Origin of the sequence: Pseudomonas sp. Z3-6 (assembly GCF_051131985.1) — a bacterium.
Lineage (GTDB): Bacteria > Pseudomonadota > Gammaproteobacteria > Pseudomonadales > Pseudomonadaceae > Aquipseudomonas > Aquipseudomonas zanjanensis.
The window spans coordinates 3,963,671-3,980,464 of sequence record NZ_CP071644.1; the positions used below are offsets into that span (position 1 = coordinate 3,963,671).

The 16,794-nt window shown below is 62.8% G+C and carries 14 protein-coding genes; 1 reads left to right on the forward strand and 13 read right to left on the reverse strand.

What is annotated here, in order from left to right:
- Positions 1-209: 209 nt before the first annotated feature.
- From J3P88_RS17530 to J3P88_RS17590, 13 genes are all read right to left on the reverse strand, one after another.
- Positions 210-1,154 (reverse strand): peptidylprolyl isomerase, encoded by a 945-nt coding sequence (locus tag J3P88_RS17530; RefSeq protein WP_186729876.1) that lies wholly within the window; start codon positions 1,152-1,154, stop codon positions 210-212.
- The gene (locus J3P88_RS17535) at positions 1,151-1,630 is read right to left on the reverse strand and encodes a YbjN domain-containing protein (RefSeq protein WP_434570600.1); all 480 of its coding nucleotides are present in this window, start codon (positions 1,628-1,630) and stop codon (positions 1,151-1,153) included. Before J3P88_RS17535 ends, J3P88_RS17530 begins: the two co-directional genes overlap by 4 nt.
- Before the next feature lie 22 nt (positions 1,631-1,652).
- A complete protein-coding gene (locus J3P88_RS17540) occupies positions 1,653-2,300 on the reverse strand; it encodes a DNA repair protein (protein ID WP_434570602.1) in 648 nt (215 codons plus the stop codon).
- Between the two features lie 15 nt (positions 2,301-2,315).
- Entirely contained in the window at positions 2,316-4,007 is a 1,692-nt protein-coding gene (locus J3P88_RS17545; RefSeq protein WP_434570604.1) for a putative porin, read from the reverse strand.
- Positions 4,008-4,046: 39 nt separating this feature from the next.
- On the reverse strand, positions 4,047-4,751 hold the full coding sequence (locus tag J3P88_RS17550) for an energy transducer TonB family protein (RefSeq protein ID WP_434570606.1): 705 nt from the start codon (positions 4,749-4,751) through the stop codon (positions 4,047-4,049).
- 2 nt (positions 4,752-4,753) lie between these two features.
- Positions 4,754-5,179: an ExbD/TolR family protein gene (locus J3P88_RS17555; protein WP_003201710.1), complete on the reverse strand. Its 426-nt coding sequence runs from the start codon at positions 5,177-5,179 to the stop codon at positions 4,754-4,756.
- A 10-nt stretch (positions 5,180-5,189) separates the two neighbouring features.
- Complete coding sequence (locus J3P88_RS17560) at positions 5,190-6,989, reverse strand: DUF2341 domain-containing protein (RefSeq protein ID WP_186705755.1); 1,800 nt, start codon at positions 6,987-6,989, stop codon at positions 5,190-5,192.
- 17 nt (positions 6,990-7,006) lie between these two features.
- Complete coding sequence (locus J3P88_RS17565; RefSeq protein WP_434576521.1) at positions 7,007-8,569, reverse strand: ShlB/FhaC/HecB family hemolysin secretion/activation protein; 1,563 nt, start codon at positions 8,567-8,569, stop codon at positions 7,007-7,009.
- Between the two features lie 68 nt (positions 8,570-8,637).
- Positions 8,638-9,240 carry a transposase gene (locus tag J3P88_RS17570; RefSeq protein WP_411384592.1) on the reverse strand — a complete coding sequence of 201 codons (603 nt, stop codon included), beginning with the start codon at positions 9,238-9,240 and terminating at the stop codon, positions 8,638-8,640.
- 1,600 nt (positions 9,241-10,840) lie between these two features.
- Entirely contained in the window at positions 10,841-11,638 is a 798-nt protein-coding gene (locus J3P88_RS17575) for a transglutaminase family protein (RefSeq protein WP_434570610.1), read from the reverse strand.
- Positions 11,635-12,585, reverse strand: coding sequence for an alpha-E domain-containing protein (locus J3P88_RS17580; RefSeq protein ID WP_003201699.1), 951 nt, complete (start codon positions 12,583-12,585; stop codon positions 11,635-11,637). The genes J3P88_RS17575 and J3P88_RS17580 overlap by 4 nt, the downstream gene beginning before the upstream one ends.
- Before the next feature lie 3 nt (positions 12,586-12,588).
- The gene (locus tag J3P88_RS17585; RefSeq protein WP_186710447.1) at positions 12,589-13,998 is read right to left on the reverse strand and encodes a circularly permuted type 2 ATP-grasp protein; all 1,410 of its coding nucleotides are present in this window, start codon (positions 13,996-13,998) and stop codon (positions 12,589-12,591) included.
- Between the two features lie 493 nt (positions 13,999-14,491).
- Positions 14,492-15,979, reverse strand: a complete 1,488-nt coding sequence (locus J3P88_RS17590) for a hypothetical protein (RefSeq protein WP_186710449.1) — start codon at positions 15,977-15,979, stop codon at positions 14,492-14,494.
- A gap of 202 nt (positions 15,980-16,181) precedes the next feature.
- Here J3P88_RS17590 and J3P88_RS17595 point away from each other — a divergent pair, with 202 nt between their 5' ends.
- The gene (locus J3P88_RS17595; protein WP_434570613.1) at positions 16,182-16,772 is read left to right on the forward strand and encodes an amino acid synthesis family protein; all 591 of its coding nucleotides are present in this window, start codon (positions 16,182-16,184) and stop codon (positions 16,770-16,772) included.
- The last annotated feature ends 22 nt before the right edge of the window (positions 16,773-16,794 follow it).

Genomic DNA, 16,794 nt, shown 5'->3' on the forward strand with positions numbered 1-16,794 from the left:
CCCTGTCGGTGGTACGAATACATGAGGCTACGCGGGGTCTTCAGCCAGGCAAGCTCCCCTGTGGCGAGGGAGCTTGCTCCCGCTGGGTTGCGCAGCAGCCCCAAAAACCTGTCCCCGATTCTTGTTGAAAGATCGCGGTCATTTCGGTGGGGCTGCTACGCAGCCCAGCGGGAGCAAGCTCCCTCGCCACGAGTTAGGTATGGACCTCACTAGAGCCCCTCTTCCAACACCTTGCTCAACTGCGCGCCATCGATGCTCAACGTCGCCGTGTCGAGCATGCCATCCAGGTATGCCTTGGCGATCTGCTCCTGGCGTTCGGCGCGCAGGGCCTGGGTCAGGCGTTCGCGGACTTCGTCCAGGGTCGCTTCCCGGGCCGGTTGCTGTTCGGTGAGCTTGATGACATGGAAGCCCGCCGGGCTCTGCACCGGGTCCGACACCGCGCCGACTTTCAAGCGCGCCACTGCTTCACGCACAGGGGGAACCAGTTGCTGCAACGGCTGATAACCACTGTCCCCGCCCCGTTCGGCACTGGTGCGGTCTTGGGAAAAACGACTGGCCAGGGCGCCGAACTCGGCTGGCGACGCCTGGGCCTTCTTGCTCAGCTCCAGCGCTTGCCGACGCACCGCCTCCACGGTCTGCGGTTCGGTGGCCGCCAGGAAAATCTGGCTGACGCGGTACAGCGCCGGCGCCGTCCAGTTGGCTTTCCCTGCATCGTAGGCCTGCTTCAACTCGTCTTCACTGGGGTAACCGGCCGGCACCTGGCTAACCGACTGCAAGTAATCCCGAAACACGATCTGCTCAGCCGCCGCTCGGGTCTGGCGCTCCACCTCGGGGCGCTGGCGCCAGCCCTGGGCATCGGCCTGTTCCAACACGGCTTTTTCCGCCAGGCGCGCACGGATCCAGCCTTCCAGCGCAGCCCGATTGCCACGCATTTGCTGGCGAACCTCGGGAGCCAGCGCAGCCAGCAAAGCCTTGAGTTCGTCGGGGCTGACCTGCTGGTTGCCCAAGCGGGCCAGACTCGGCGTGTCGGCCGAAGCAACACTGGCGGTCTGCACCGCGGCGACCGGATCGCTTCCCGGCCGCAGGCCCAGCACCAGCGCCACGGCGATCAGGCCCAGCGCCGCGGCGCTGATGACGACGGTCGGCTTTTTCACGATGCGACGGCCTCCTCCAACGGCGCCTCGACGGGCTCGGCCGCGGTTTGCACCCCCGCCGCGTTCTGGCTGTATTCACGCAGGAAGACAATGAACTCCTGCAACAGGCGGTCCCACAGTTCCAAGTGGCTGCGCAGATGATCGGCACTCACGCCCGCCGCGACGACCACGTCCATTTCCATCACCAGGAATTCGCCCTGCAGCGACAACCGGGCAAAGCGCCGCGACGCGTTCCACCGTTCAGCCAGACCGGCCGGCAATTCGCCCTGCACCCGCAACGCACAGCTGAAGGTGAAGTCCAGGTATTCGCCCGCCGTCGCTGCCGGATTGCCGAATCGCACGGCAAAGCCGATGCCCTGGCTGGCGCTGAGCAGCTGCACAATGCCGTTCTGCTCGGTTTCGTTGACCCGATAACCGGCGGCCTGCAACAACTCGGTGAGGGATTTTGCGCCGACGTACTCAATCATTGCGGTCATGTTCGGTTCTTCCTTGTGCTGTTCAGTGAGTGATCGAGGCCTGGGGCGCATCGAAACGGTTCCTGTAGAGATCATCGCCAAACCCTTGGGCCAGCTCTTCGAAACGCACCCGGGCCTTGGCCGCGAACGGCTGGCGGATCTTCACGATGTCGGTCACATCGATGGTTTCGTAGGCATGCAGCAGCGTCTTGGCGACTTCGTACATCTGCTGATTCTTGACCGAACATTGCTGCACTTGTGTGTCACGCGCGATCAATTGCCCCTCCAGGCGGGCGCGCTCGGCCTCTTTGCCACGGGCCAGGGCCAGCAGTTCTTCATAGGCTTTCTTGAACTTGCCGACTTGCTCGTTGCTGGCCGCCACCTGGGCCTGGGCCTGGCTTTGCAGGCTTTGCTGGTGCCCGGCCAGTTGCTCGGTGAGGGCCTGGGCCTTGCTCAGTTGCGCGGTCAATTGCTTGATCTGCGCCTGGGCGTCCTTGGCCTGGTTCTCTGCAGCCTGGCGGGCAGCGCTGGCCTGGGCCTGCTCGCTCTGCAGGGCTTGCAACTGCGCGGTAGTGCTGCGCAATTGTGCCCGCAAGCGCTCTTCCAGGCCTTCGCCGTGAGCCATGCCGCTGAGCAATAGGCCCAGCATCAGCAACGCGGCCGGGCATTGATAATTGGCTCGCCTTTTCATGAGGCCTCCCAGCGCTTAGAAGCGCGTGTTGATTTCAAGCTGCAAGACATCGATGTCGTACGGCGCGCCGTACACCGCTTCGGAACTCAACCAGCGGCCGGTGGCAAAGACGTTGCTTGCCAGGCCATAGTTGCCGCCCAGGAAATACCCCTTGGCATTGGTGCCCCCCAGATGGAATGACGAATCGTTGAAGCCGTCCGGCAAGGCGTCCGGCTGGATGTACTTGTAGCCGGCGAACAGGTTCCAGTCGCCCTCGCGCTTGAGTTCCAGGGAGTTGCCAAGGGTGAACTGGAGCATCCAGGCGTTGGCGCCGCTTTCCACCTCGCCGTTTTCGTCCAGGTTGTTGGCGAACTGCCCTTCGGAGCGCTTGCGCATCTCGCCTTCGTCGTAGCCGAGGTTGTGGACGTAGTGGGCCTGGCTGCGCAGCTTGAGGTCTTCAGGCAAATCGGTGTCCCAGGCGACGTTCAGGTCCAGCAGGTTGAACTCCGAGGCAAGGCCGACGTATTGCGGCTGCGGCGTGGCAGACGGGTTGAGCGGATTGGGCGTGATGTCGCGTAGCAGGAACACGGTGTTGCCCTTCTGCATGAACGCCACCCGCGAACCGTCGCTGTCGCAGCCTGGATCACCGGCCCAGGGCTCGCACGGCGAGGAACGCTGGCCTTCGATGTCGTCGAAGCGGTAATAGGCCATGGCCCCCTTGATCCGGTTGCTGTCGTTGATGGCCCAGTTGGCCCCCAGTTGCGCACCGTACAGCCACTTGTTGTCGCTCTCTTCCTTGTCGCTGCCATTGCTGGTGCTGGTGTCGTTGGTGTACTCCACCGGGAACGCGCCGACAGTACCGAACACACCCCAATCCTGATTGAGCTTGTGGTTGAAATTCGCCGCCACGCCATCGAAGTTCAGGTCACCGGAATACAGCAGGTCGGTGGAGAAAAACGGGTTGGCGAAACGCCCGCCGGTCAGGGTCAATTCGTCCGACGGTTTCCAGTTCAGGTAGCCCTGGTCGAGCCAGATGTCTTTTTTGCCAAAGCCGCCGCCCAGGGTCTGGGTGGTGGACACCGGGTTGTTGTCCGAGCCGGTGCCGATGCGGATGCCCGCCGTCCATTGCGGGGCAATCACGGCCTTCATGCCCAGGCGGGCGCGCAGGCGGAACAGGTTTTCCCGGTCTTCGCGGGTGTTGAGCAACGGCGGCAGGCTGGAGCTGCTGTTGGGATTGACGTCGTAAGGCCCTCTATCATTGAGTCGGGCGAAGTCGACGATCTCGTTGCTGTTGGTGCCCGAGTAATAGCGCGACTCATCCCGCGGGCGAATGTCGCCATCGAAACTGATGCGCGAGACCCAATCCGGGAAGGTGTTGGGCTGAGCCCAGTTTTCCTGCTTGGCGGTGGCCATGACTTCAGCCTTGACCTGATCGCGGATCTGCTCGCGGACGATGTTCGGCACGTATTGCACCCGCACGTCCCCCGGCGCACCGGCCGGCGCAGCGGCTACTGCCGTAGCCGCCTGGCGGGCCTGCACGGCTTCCCGTTCGGCCTGGGCGATCAAGCCATCGGCCTGGTCCTGCTTCAGCACGCCCTGCTGCACCAGCAGGCGGATCAGATTGATCGTGGCGTTTTCCGACGGCGGCGGGGCGGCGGCCGCGTGTCCGGCCAGGCTCAAGACCACCAGGCCGATCGCCCACGACAATCGATTCACATTGGAAATCATCTGCACACAACTCCTGTTGGCAAACTGTCAAATAGTCGGTTAACCCGGCCGCCGTCCCTGCAAGGACAGGCGCACGGGCAAGGTCAGGGAGGCCGGTGGCCGCTCGGTCAAATGGGGCGCGGCACGCAGGGCGGAAATCACTTGCTCGTCCACCTGCGGGTTGCCGCTGGACTTGACCAGCTCAACCCGGGTGATTTCGCCCACGGCACTGAGCCAGACATCGGCCTGCAGCGAGAACGCCAGGCTGCGCAAGTCGGGGTTTTCCCGCAGCAAGCGCTGGAAGGTGAACGCCAGGAACTGGCTGTAGGTGCCATTGCCCAGACGGCCGCCCCCTGCCCCGGCCATGCCGCCGCCCTTGCCGGCGCCGATGTTGAAAGCGTCGTTGCCGGACTGGGCATCGCCGTCCATCTGCATCGGGTTCGCCAGGTCATCGACCGGCGACGGCGGCGCTTCTTCTTCGGGCTTGACCTCTTCGGGTTCAGGGGTCGGTTCGGGCTCGACCACCTTCTCCTCGACTTGGGGCTCCGGTTCCTTGGGTTTTTCCGGCGGCGGCGGTGGCGGCGGTGGCAGCGGGATGATGGCCGGCACCTTCGGCGCTTCGCGGCGCACGCCACTCATGTCGTTGGCCCACTGCCACAGCAACCAGGCCGCCACAGCGCCCAACAGCAGGCCGGCGGCCCACTTGAGCAGGCGCAACGGCGCGGTCTTCACCGGGGGCGGATCGATGGGAAGTCTGGCGGTCATGATCAGCCCTGGCTCGGTTTGCCGGTCACGAGACCGACCTGGGACAGTTCCAGGCGCCGCAACAGGTCCAGTACTTCAATGACTTTCTGGTACTGCACCGTCGCGTCGCCGCGCACGATCACCGGGAAGTCCGGGCTCTGGGCTTTTTCGATGCGCAGGCGCTCTTCCAGCTCGGCCAGGGTCACCGGATAGGCATCGAGGAACACCTGGCCGCCATCGTTCACCGAAATCGCCTTGGTCTTGGCTTCGGACAACGACACCGAGGCGCTGGCCTTGGGCAGGTTGATCTGGATGCCCGACACCTGGGCCGTGGCCGTCAGGATGAACATCACCAGCACCACCATGAGCACATCCACCAGCGGCGTGATGTTGATGCTGTCGACGGCCGCATCATCGTCGTCATCGTGTGAAGCGTTTACGCTAGCCATGGCGATTCCCTCAGGCCGGTACGGACGATTGGACGTGATGGCCGCGGCGATGCGCCGCTTCACCGGACTGGCCTTCGCCGTGCATCTCCGCCAGGCGGGTGATGAATTCGTCGACGAAGACCCGCATGTCGGCGCTGACTTCCTTGTTGCGGGTGATCAGGCGGTTGTAGCCAAACAGCGCCGGGATCGCGACGAACAGGCCCATGGCGGTGGCGAGCAAGGCCGCAGCCATGCCCGGGGCGATGGCGTTGATGTTCACGTCACCGGCCATGGCCGTGCCGAGGAACACCACCATGATCCCCAGCACAGTGCCGAGCAGGCCAATGTACGGACCGCCGGCGATGGCGTTGGACAGGGTCGAGAGTTTCGAACTCAGCGCCTGGTTCTCCCGGGTGCGCACGCCGTCCATGGAGCAGCGGATCGCTTCGATGGTGGCCGCCGACACTGACGAGGTGTCAGCGCCCTGCTCGCGGCGGGTGCGGATTTCCTTGACCGCCACCAGGTACAAGCGCCACAGCGAAGAGTGTTGCAGGCGCTGGGCAAGGTCCTGGTCGTCGGCAAACATCTCCAGGCGTGTGCCGATCCGGGCGAACTGCTCGCGGAAGGCTTCGTTGGCGGCGCTGAGGCGGCTGACCATGCGATTCTTGCGGATCATGATGATCCACGACTGGAACATCATCAGCACCAGTACGCCGATGATCACCCACGCATCCAGCGGCACCGCGTTGAGCAGGAAACCCAGGCTGCCGAAACCGAAGCCGGACTGTTCCTCATCGACGCCGTAGGCCACCAGTTTCGACTCGGCGCCCTGGGCATTGGCGTCGGCCAACAGCAGCGGTGCCGGGCGGGCGACCTTGGACAGCCGCGCTTCGTCCATGGCACCGCTGAAAGGTGCGAAAGTGCCGGCGGAAACGTCAGCGCCCAAGGCCATCGGCGAATTCAATGCCGGCATCGCCACGGCGAGGCTCGCGGTTTCGCGCCCATTGACGTACAGCACGACGCGGTCGCCCGAGGCGGTCAACGCCAAGTGCTGCCACTGGCCGGGGTTCAGTGGTTGGGTCGAGACCGCACGCTGGTCGTTGATCGCTACGAACGGCACACCCTGGTTGACACCCACCAATAGACTGGTGGCGGCTTCACGACGGGCCAGGATGATTTGCTCGCCACTGGCCTGGTCCTGGCGCAGCCAGGTGCTGAAGGTGAATGCCGCACCGGCGCTGTGTTGCAACGATGGGCTGGCGGGCAACAGCAACGGCTGGCCGTTGAACTGCAAGGCACGCCCGATCACCCCGTCGATGCTGACGCCAGCCGCGCCCTGGGCGTTGTTGCCGTAGGCCGTGGTATCCCGGGGCGGTACGCCAGTGGCGCCGTCGAAGTGGTACAGCGCGGTGTAGTCCGGGTCGAAAGTCAACTGGCCGCTGCCCGTGGCCGGCGCCTTCTGGTTGCCGTAGTACATCCACAAGTCCTGGCGTTGGCCACCCTCCACATTCGGCACGTCGACCCAGATCAGTGCCATGCCCATCAGCGGGTCGAAGCTTTCGATCTGGTGATTGAGCACGGTCTTGTCATCGGCGCTGACGAAACGCAGGTCCGAACCGTCGTCCTTGACGCCGTCGAAGGTGAAGTTGCCGGTGTGCAGGCGCACCAGCAACGCCGTGCGGCCCAAGGCCTGGGCGATGGCGGCGCCCTGGGGCGTGGTGTCCACGGAAATCTGTTTGCGATAGTGCCAATCGTCCTGCCACCAGGCATTGGCGGTCGCCGGAAGCACCAGCCCCAGGCAGATCAACAGGGATAACAATAAGCGTTGCATGGACATGACTCCTGGGTTCAAAACGTCGCTTGCAGGTTGAAGTGCAGGCGCGATTCCTGTTTCGAGGTGTTCGGCCCGTCGAGCAGCGGATAGCCCCAGTCGAGGCTGCCGGACAGCCATTTGCTCAGGCTCGCGCGGGTGCCGAGGCCGACGCTGGCGAGGCTGTAGTCGGCTTCCTGGTCGGGCAGTTCGTCGCGTAGATACAGCTGCGCGCCTTCGGCGAAGGCATAGAAGCGCCACTCCTGGACATAACTGCCGAGGAACTTGGCCAGGGACGGCGTGCGCAGCTCCTGGGACAGCAGGTAGCCGTCATCGCCGGTGCGCTCGGCGGCCAGGTAGCCGCGCACCGAGGTGGCGCCACCGGCGGAAAATTGTTCGTTGGAAACCAACGGCCCGGAGGCCAGTTGGAAGGCGGCCTTGGAGGCGGTCTGCCAGTCGTTGCCGAAGGTAAAGGTGTAATTGCCGTCGCCCTTGAGCACGGCGAAGCTGGGGCTGGCGCGATAGCGCTTGTAGTCGAACTCTTCGTCGGAACTGCCATAGCCCAGCAGGCTGCGGGTACCCGCCACCAGGCTCAAGCCGAGGCCCAACTGGCTGTGCTCGGTGTAGCGAAAGCCGTTGTAGGCGAAGGTGAACGGCGCGTACTTGAGCGGCGCCTTGTCGCTGGCGCCGCCGAGGTTGAGTTCCTCCTCGAAGTCCTTGAAATCCACCCCGACTGAAAAGCTGTTGGCCCATGCCCCCGTGGATGGCAGGCTGTAGATCGCCGACACCCCATAGGAATGGCCTTTGCCCAATACGTTGCTGCCGCCGACGGTGGCCACGTTGCTGTCGGATTGGTAACCGGAGAATTGCACACTCCAGCGTTCGCTCAGCGGCGCGGTGTAGGAACCCGACCAGACCTTGGCGTTTTCGGTGTCCTGGGGCGCGGTGAAGAACGTCAGGGAAACGCTGTGGCCCAGTTGCCAGAGGTTGTTGTAGCCCAGGCTCGCGACAGTGCGCAGCTTTTCGGTGTCGGCGCTGTAGTCGTTGTTCAGGCCCAGGCTGGCTTGCCAGGGGTTCTGGTCTTCGACCTGCAAATCCACGTCCATGGTGCCGGGGCGCTGGCCTTCGCGCACCAGCGGCATGACCTGGCGTCCCGGGGTTTTGTTCAACTGCGCCAGTTCGGTCTGAACCTGGGCAAAATCCGGCACCTCGCCTTCCTTGAGTGCCGGCACGTCCTCGCGGATTTCCACGGGAGAATAGTGCTTGGCTCCCACCACACGGACCCGGCCGACCTTGGTCTCGCTGACTTGCAGGTAGACGATGCCGTCGTCGACTTTCTGCTCCGGCAACTCGACGAAGACCGATTGATAACCACGTGCCTGATAGGCTTTCTGCAGCGCTTCCCGGGCGCCCTCGATGTCGCTCAAGGCCTTTTGCGGACCGAGGAACGGGTACACCGCTTCCTCGATGGCCCGGGCATCGAGCACCGTGTTGCCGCGCACGAAATACTCGTTCACGTCCACCAGGCGCGCCGGCGCTGCTTCGGCCTCCTGCCCTCCTTCGGCGGCGATTGCCGACGGCCCCCCGACCGCCAACAGCAGCCAGCCCCACAGCGCTGGCCGCGATTTGAAGAAATGCTCCACACCACCCCCTGAATTCAAAGTACGGCTCAATTGCTTGCGGTCGATGTCGTGGCGTGCCGGGCCAGCCAGGTGTGCAGCAGCGCGAAGTTCAAGGAGAACTCCGGCATTTGCAGCAAGGCGCCACAGAACACTTCACCGATGATTTTCTGGATGAGCCGCACCGCCTGCGCATCGCCCAGCAGCGTAGCGAGGTCCTTGCTCAGGACGTTGAAGCTCCAGACCTTCTGGTTCAGGTCCAGGCCGACAAACCAGCGGAACAGCAGGTTGTAATTGAGTTGTTCGTAGAGTTGCTGCTCGCTGGGCACCGAATAGAGCAGTTGCAGCAGGAGGATGTGCATGGCGGTTTGCGGTGCGATCAGCATCTGGGCGCGGGCATTGAGGCCCTGCAGCACATCGCGATGGTCGTCCAGCAGGTCGTCGATCTGCGGACGCAGCAAGACCAGTGAATGGCCTTGCGGAATGTAACTGGACACTTCCTTGAGCGCGCCCTGCCAGTCATCCTGGGAAACGATCCAGACCCACGGCGCGCCGTAGCGATACACCGAGACCGGCTGCTTGCGCGCCGCCTCGACGATCTTCGACAGCCGCTGGTCAAGCTCCTGCATGCCCACTTTCGAATAACGTTCCATAGTCCCCATCGCCTCACTCCCGGCTTCGCGCCCCGGCTCCAAACGACCTGAAAGGTCCCCTCGAACACGTCACACAGGCATGACGGGAATGGCGATGTGCTACCGAACTTTTGTCATGAAAGCTTCATTTGATAGGGTTTTGAGTGAGTGAGCTTTTTGTGGGAGCGAGCTTGCTCGCGATGGCGGTGGGTCAGTTGGCGCTGATGTCGGCTGGGCAACCGTCATCGCGAGCAAGCTCGGCTCCCACAGGGGGCTTGGGTGTTTCCAGACCTGATGCCGAGCACTCAACCCCGTGGCGAGGGAGCTTGCTCCCGCTGGGCTGCGAAGCGGCCCCAATAAGCTGCATGCGATCTGCCTGGCGCCACGCGGTGCTTGGTTTTGGGGCTGCTGCGCAGCCCAGCGGGAGCAAGCTCCCTCGCCACAAAGGCGGTTTGGTTGAGGACAAAACCCTATGGCCCTCCCACTGGGTTCTCGAGTGGCCACAAGGTTTTTGTCCACCGCCAATTTCAGTGTGCGAGCTTGCTCGCGATGGGGGTGGGTCAGTTGGCGCTGATGTCGGCTGGGCAACCGTCATCGCGAGCAAGCTCGGCTCCCACAGGGGACTTGGGTGTTTCCAGACCTGATGCCGAGCACTCAACCCCGTGGCGAGGGAGCTTGCTCCCGCTGGGCTGCGAAGCGGCCCCAATAAGCTGCATGCGATCTGCCTGGCGCCACGCGGTGCTTGGTTTTGGGGCTGCTGCGCAGCCCAGCGGGAGCAAGCTCCCTCGCCACAAAGGCGGTTTGGTTGAGGACAAAACCCTATGGCCCTCCCACTGGGTTCTCGGGTGGTCACAAGGTTTGTGTTCACCACCCACTCCAGTGTGCGAGCTTGCTCGCGATGGCGGTGGGTCAGTTGGCGCTGATGTCGGCTGGGCAACCGTCATCGCGAGCAAGCTCGGCTCCCACAGGGGACTTGGGTGTTTCCAGACCTGATGCCGAGCACTCAACCCCGTGGCGAGGGAGCTTGCTCCCGCTGGGCTGCGAAGCGGCCCCAATAAGCTGCATGCGATCTGCCTGGCGCCACGCGGTGCTTGGTTTTGGGGCTGCTGCGCACAGCGGGAGCAAGCTCCCTCGCCACAAAGGCGGTTTGGTTGAGGACAAAACCTATGGCCCTCCCACTGGGTTCTCGAGTGGCCACAAGGTTTTTGTCCACCGCCAATTTCAGTGTGCGAGCTTGCTCGCGATGGCGGTGGGTCAGTTGGCGGTGATGTCGGCTGGGCAACCGTCATCGCGAGCAAGCTCGGCTCCCACAGGGGACTTGGGTGTTTCCAGACCTGATGCCGAGCACTCAACCCCGTGGCGAGGGAGCTTGCTCCCGCTGGGCTGCGAAGCGGCCCCAATAAGCTGCATGCGATCTGCCTGGCGCCACGCGGTGCTTGGTTTTGGGGCTGCTGCGCAGCCCAGCGGGAGCAAGCTCCCTCGCCACAAAGGCGGTTTGGTTGAGGACAAAACCCTATGGCCCTCCCACTGGGTTCTCGGGTGGTCACAAGGTTTGTGTTCACCACCCACTCCAGTGTGGGAGCGAGCTTGCTCGCGATGAGGCTTCAGCTTCGGCGTGCCTTTATTGGTGTTGCACCTGCACCATCGAGCTCACCTGCACCCGCGCCTGCATCTGTTCGGCCCCGCCACCCCGGCGCATGCCTCGGACCGGGCAGGCGTCGAGGTAGTCCAGGCCGACCGCCAGTTTCAGGTGGCGGTCTGGAAGGGTCAGGCGGTTGGTCACGTCGAAGCTGTACCAGCCATCGTCGAGCCAGGCTTCCGCCCAGGCGTGGCTCGCCAGGTGGCTTTCATCCTCGGTGCACAAGTAGCCGGATACATAACGCGCGGGAACGCCCAGGCTGCGGGCGCAGGCCAGGAAGGCGTGGGTATGGTCCTGGCAAACCCCCGTTCCACCGGCAAACGCCTCGGCGGCAGTGCTGTTGACCGCCGTCGTGCCGGGGCTGTAGGGCATCCGCGCGGCCAGGCCATTCATCAGATCGGTCAAGGCCGAACGATCCCGTCGCCCTGCGCATTGCTCGACAGCGAAGGCGCTGAGGGTCTCATCCGCCTCGGTGAGACGGCTGGTGCGCAAGAACGGCAGCGGCGACTGGCCGTCCGGCTCCATCGCTATCGACTGATGGATTTCCACCTCGCCATAAGCCGTCAAGACCAAGGCACCGTGGGGCTCGTCCATGGTCATGACGTGAAGGATGTTGCCGTAAGGATCAAGCTGGCTGCGCACCAGTCGCGGTAGTTCCAAGTGCCACTCCAGGATGCGCTGGCGCTGGGTGTCCCGAGGCGTCAGGCGCAGGAACTGGATGCTGGTGCAGACTTCATCGGCGTAGCTGTAGGTGGTGTCGTGGCGTATGGACAGTTTCATACGACCTCCAGGTAAGACTCATGGACCGTCTGGCCCAAGTGGCGGATTTGCCCGATCAAATCCGTCAGCCATTGATGCAGGCCCGAGGCAAGGATCTCGTCGATTCCGGAATAACGCAGTCGCGCATTCAGCTCGGCGGCCAGGCGTTGTGCCGGCCGGCCGTTGTTGCCCGGCAAACTGGCGAGGATATGGTCCAGTTCCTCGATACAGGCATGCAGCGAACGCGGGACGTCGGCCCGCAACAGCAGCATCTCGGACACCTGCTCGGCATTGGGCGCGTTGCGATAGATCTCGTTGAACGCCTCGAACGAAGACAGCGCCCTCAGCAAGGCACTCCACTGGTAATAACCACGGGCCGAGTTGTCACTGACCTCCTCCGACTCCTCGCCGAACATCTCGTAGCGAGCATCCAGCAGGCGCAGGGTGTTGTCGGCCCGTTCGATAAAGGTCCCCAGGCGAATGAAGCAGTAGGCATCGTTGCGCATGATGGTGCCCGACGTCGCGCCCCGGAACAGGTGCGAACGCTCCTTGACCCACTCGCAGAAATGGCTGATGCCGTAGCGCCCCAGGCCATTGCTGGCGATGTTGCGCATTTCCAGCCAAGTGGCGTTGATGTTCTCCCACATATCGGCAGTGATGCGCCCGCGTACCGCATGGGCATTGGTCCGCGCGGCGCGCAGGCAGCTGTAGATACTGCCGGGGTTGGTTTCATCCAGGGCAAAGAAATGCAGCATGCGCTCGGTGTTGAGCGCGTCATAACGGGCGTTGTAATCATCCAGTGTACCGGCCGCCAGCAGTGACATCGCCAGCTCGGCATGGCCATCGCTGCGCCCGGCCTGGGGCATCAGCGACAGCGAATAGCTGACTTCGAGCATGCGCGCCAGGTTCTCGGCGCGCTCCAGGTAGCGGGACATCCAATAGAGGTCCGAAGCAGTTCTTGAAAGCATGTCTTAGTCCTCCACGACCCAAGTGTCTTTGGTGCCGCCGCCCTGGGACGAGTTCACCACCAGCGAGCCCTCGCGCAGCGCCACACGGGTCAGCCCGCCGGGCACCAGGCGCGTTTCCTTGCCCGACAGCACGAACGGACGCAAGTCGATGTGGCGCGGCGCAATGCCGCTCTCGACAAAGGTCGGACACGTGGACAGGCTCAAGGTCGGCTGGGCGATGTAGGCTTCGGGCCGGGCCTTGAGACGCGCGCGGAAATCCTCGATTTCCGCGGCAGTGGCGGCCGGCCCGACCAGCATGCCGTAGCCGCCGGAGCCCTGGGTTTCCTTGACCACCAGATCCGGCAGGTTGGCCAGCACATGGGACAGGTCCTGAGGCTTGCGGCATTGCCAGGTGGGCACGTTCTTCAGGATCGGCTCTTCGGTGAGGTAGAAACGGATCATTTCGTCGACGTAGGGGTAGATCGACTTGTCATCGGCCACGCCCGTGCCGACCGCATTCGCCAGCACCACGTTACCCGCACGGTAAACAGCGATCAGCCCGGGCACGCCCAGCATCGAATCGGGGTTGAACGACAGTGGGTCGAGGTAGGCATCGTCGAGGCGACGGTAAATCACGTCCACCTGCCGGGGGCCAGCGGTGGTGCGCATGTACACGTGGTCGTCGCGCACGAACAGGTCGGCCCCCTCCACCAGCTCCACGCCCATTTCACGGGCCAGGAACGCGTGCTCGAAATAGGCGCTGTTGAAGCGTCCCGGGGTCAACACCACGGCGGTAGGGTTTTCCAGTGGGCTTGAGGTCTTGAGGGTATCGAGCAGCAGGTTCGGGTAATGATCGATGGGCGCCACGCGCTGGGCGGCGAAGAGTTCGGGGAACAGGCGCATCATCATCTTGCGGTCTTCGAGCATGTAGCTCACGCCGCTGGGGGTGCGCAGGTTGTCTTCCAGCACGTAGTAGCTGCCGTCACCGTCGCGAACCAGGTCGACACCGGCGATATGGGCATAGATGCCCCGATGCAGGTCCAGGCCCTGCATCGCGATCTGGTAACCCTCGTTGGCGAGCACTTGCTCGGCCGGAATGATGCCTTCCTTGAGGATGTGTTGACCATGGTAGATGTCGGCCAGGAACATGTTCAGGGCCTGGACCCGCTGGATGCAGCCACGCTCGACCATTTGCCATTCACTGGCCTTGATGCTGCGCGGGATGATGTCGAACGGAATCAACCGTTCAGTGCCCTGCTCGTCGCCATAGAGGGTGAAAGTGATACCGGCGCGATGGAACAGCAGGTCGGCTTCGCGACGGCGTTGCTCCAACAGCTCCAGCGGCGTGTCCGCCAGCCAGCGCGAGAAGGCTTGGTAGTGCGGGCGGCAGTCACCCTGGGCGTCATACATTTCATTAAAAAAAGCGTGGGGCATAGCCAACTCCCTGCCGCGTTCTACACGGCATTTCTTATCACTTCGTCATTCCGACGGTTCGGCCTTGCCTTGCTTTGAGCCCTGCTTTATCGAGTGCGGTCCTGGGATTCCCCTCTGTTTCTTCATGGATGGCGTGTCCTGGCCTGGGAGGCTGGCTTTTCAATGCTTAGCAAAGGGTGTGCCTAAGCGTCACGGCGTCAGGCTCTGGATAGAAAAAGTATTGCAAAACCACTAAAAGGCGAAATTATTTTTCGATCTGGCGACATCAATGACCATAAATGCTGGCGCCCTTTCTCTCGAACGCGGCTTGAACGGCTCTTGAGCGGGTAGAATGGGACAGCCGTGCCCCACAAGGGGGGAAGTTTTTACTCATTCATCCATGGCCAACCGCGCTCATCTCCAGACGACGAAAACCTGAGCGCACTGCAACGTTGCAGGAAAATGCACGGATTCATACCCCTCGCCCCACCTTGAAGCAGCACGGCCGTTCACCTCAAGTAAACGCAGCCTCGACGCTGGCGACGATCATCGCCAGATCAGTGGGCAGGTAACCTCGCTTGACCGCCAGGTTTTCCTCATGGCCTCGCGCGCTCCAGGTAGGCAATTCGGCCACCGGGATACGCTGGTAGAGACGGTTGGTATTGGTCGCCCCGGTCCATTTGGTCGTTCGCGCGATCTGCTGGTTGCCGGCGTCTTCGATGAATCGAGTGCGCATCCCCAGCAAGGCCGCGGCATCCATCGCACCGCTGCGCATGCCCAGGTGCACCAATTTGCAGTTCCATTCGGCACTTTTCATGCGCAGGAAAATGGCATATTCGGCAGCACGGTTGGGCCCGATGATCTTCTGGTTGGGGTTGCCGTTGTCCAGCTTCCAATACTCACCCCAGACCTGAAGATTGTCCCGGGACACCGCCCCTGCATCCTGGTCGAGTTTATTCAGGTGGGTCGTCAGCTTCGCGTTGAGGTCCCGGTTGGTCCTCGGGCGTCCGACCACGATGACGTTCCGCCCTTTTTTCAACAACTGGTGACACACCTGCCCCAACCCCGTCCAACTGTCGTCCAGCTCCGGATGGGCACCCCCGTCCTTGCCGCTGAAGCGGGTCCAGACAATGACGTAGCTCTGGCCCTTGACCACCCCTTTGAGCCCCAGGAACTTGTCGAGGCGATACGCCCAGTAGCGATTGGCATTGGGATCGACATTGTCCCACTGGGCGATGCTGCCCTTGCCGTCGCCATTGAGCACTGACGCAGCCACATCGGTGGTGGCGCCACCCACCGGGCACAGTTTTGCACCCTTGGCGACGCCGGCCAGGAATGCCAGTGCCGCATCGGTGAAGGGCGGCAGTGCACTTTTATTGATCCTGGCGTCGACCACCAGGCGACAGGTTTCGCAGGCAGCCTTGGCATCGGTGACCAACACCGGCAGCAACCGAGCGGCCTTTACCCCACAGGAAGTGCCATAGAACTTGACCAACCGCTTGGCCGCCGTCTCGTCAGCGGCCGCGTAGAACAGGATCAGCTGTGAGGTGAGGTCATGGCGCAACGCCGCGCCGACAGCGAACTGATCACCCGACATGTACGCGCCCTGGTAGTAATAGGTGCACTTCTGGGCGACGAATTGCGCCGGTGTGTTGTTCCGCGCATCGGTGAACAGCGAGTCACCCTTGGTATTCGCCTCGTCCAGCATGTCGTGGTATTTGCGTTTGTCCTGACCCCGTAGATAAAGCGCCAGGGCCTCCAGACACTGGTTGATGCTTTGATTGGCCTGGGCCGGTGGAGTAGCCCCCACCCGCCACTCGAGGGGAAAGGCTTGATCGGGCTGGGCCAGCGCCTGGACGGCCGCCTGGGTTGTCAGAAAGCGAACCTTCAGGTCGTTACCCAGGAAACGCTTGATGAGGGCTTCGTGGGGTTTGAGCGTCACGTAGGTTGGGCTCAACAATGACCAGACGGTAATTGAAACATCGGCGATTTCGAAGGGCATCCTTCCTCCCCCGGACACGTTGCAGGGCTATCCAAAAACATTCGAGTGTCCGCGCACAAAGCGTAGACCAGTTCTTTCGGGGTCGCGGGCGAGCTGCCTTCGGTCGCCTCCCGAACACAAACCTGTTGTAGGGATTTGCGCACTCAGTATTATGGTATACCATCATACGCACACACTTGTTCACCCAATGACGGAGCAGCCCATGAGTTTCGAAATTCGCAAGATCGTCAGCTATGTCGAAGAGACATTCATCGAAGGCGGCAAAGCCACCGACAAACCGGTGACCATGGTCGGGCTGGCGGTCGTCATGAAGAATCCTTGGCTGGGCCGCGGTTTCGTCGAAGACCTGAAACCGGAGATCCGCGCCAACTGCTCCGATCTCGGTGCACTGATGGTCGAGCGCCTGGTGGACATCATCGGCGGCGCCGAGAAAATCGAAGCGTATGGCAAGGCCGCGGTGGTCGGTGCCGACGGCGAAATCGAGCACGCCTCCGCCGTGATCCACACCCTGCGCTTCGGCAACCACTACCGCGAAGCGGTCAAGGCCAAGAGCTACCTGAGCTTCACCAACAAGCGCGGCGGCCCTGGCACCTCGATCCAGATCCCGATGATGCACAAGGACGACGAAGGCCTGCGCTCGCACTACATCACCCTGGAAATGCAAATTGAAGACGCCCCGCGCGCCGACGAAATCGTCGTGGTGCTGGGCTGCGCCGATGGCGGCCGCCTGCACCCGCGCATCGGTAACCGTTACATCGACCTGGAAGAACTGGCCGCCGAGAATGCGCAGTGATCCAGCTTGGGCAACCACAATA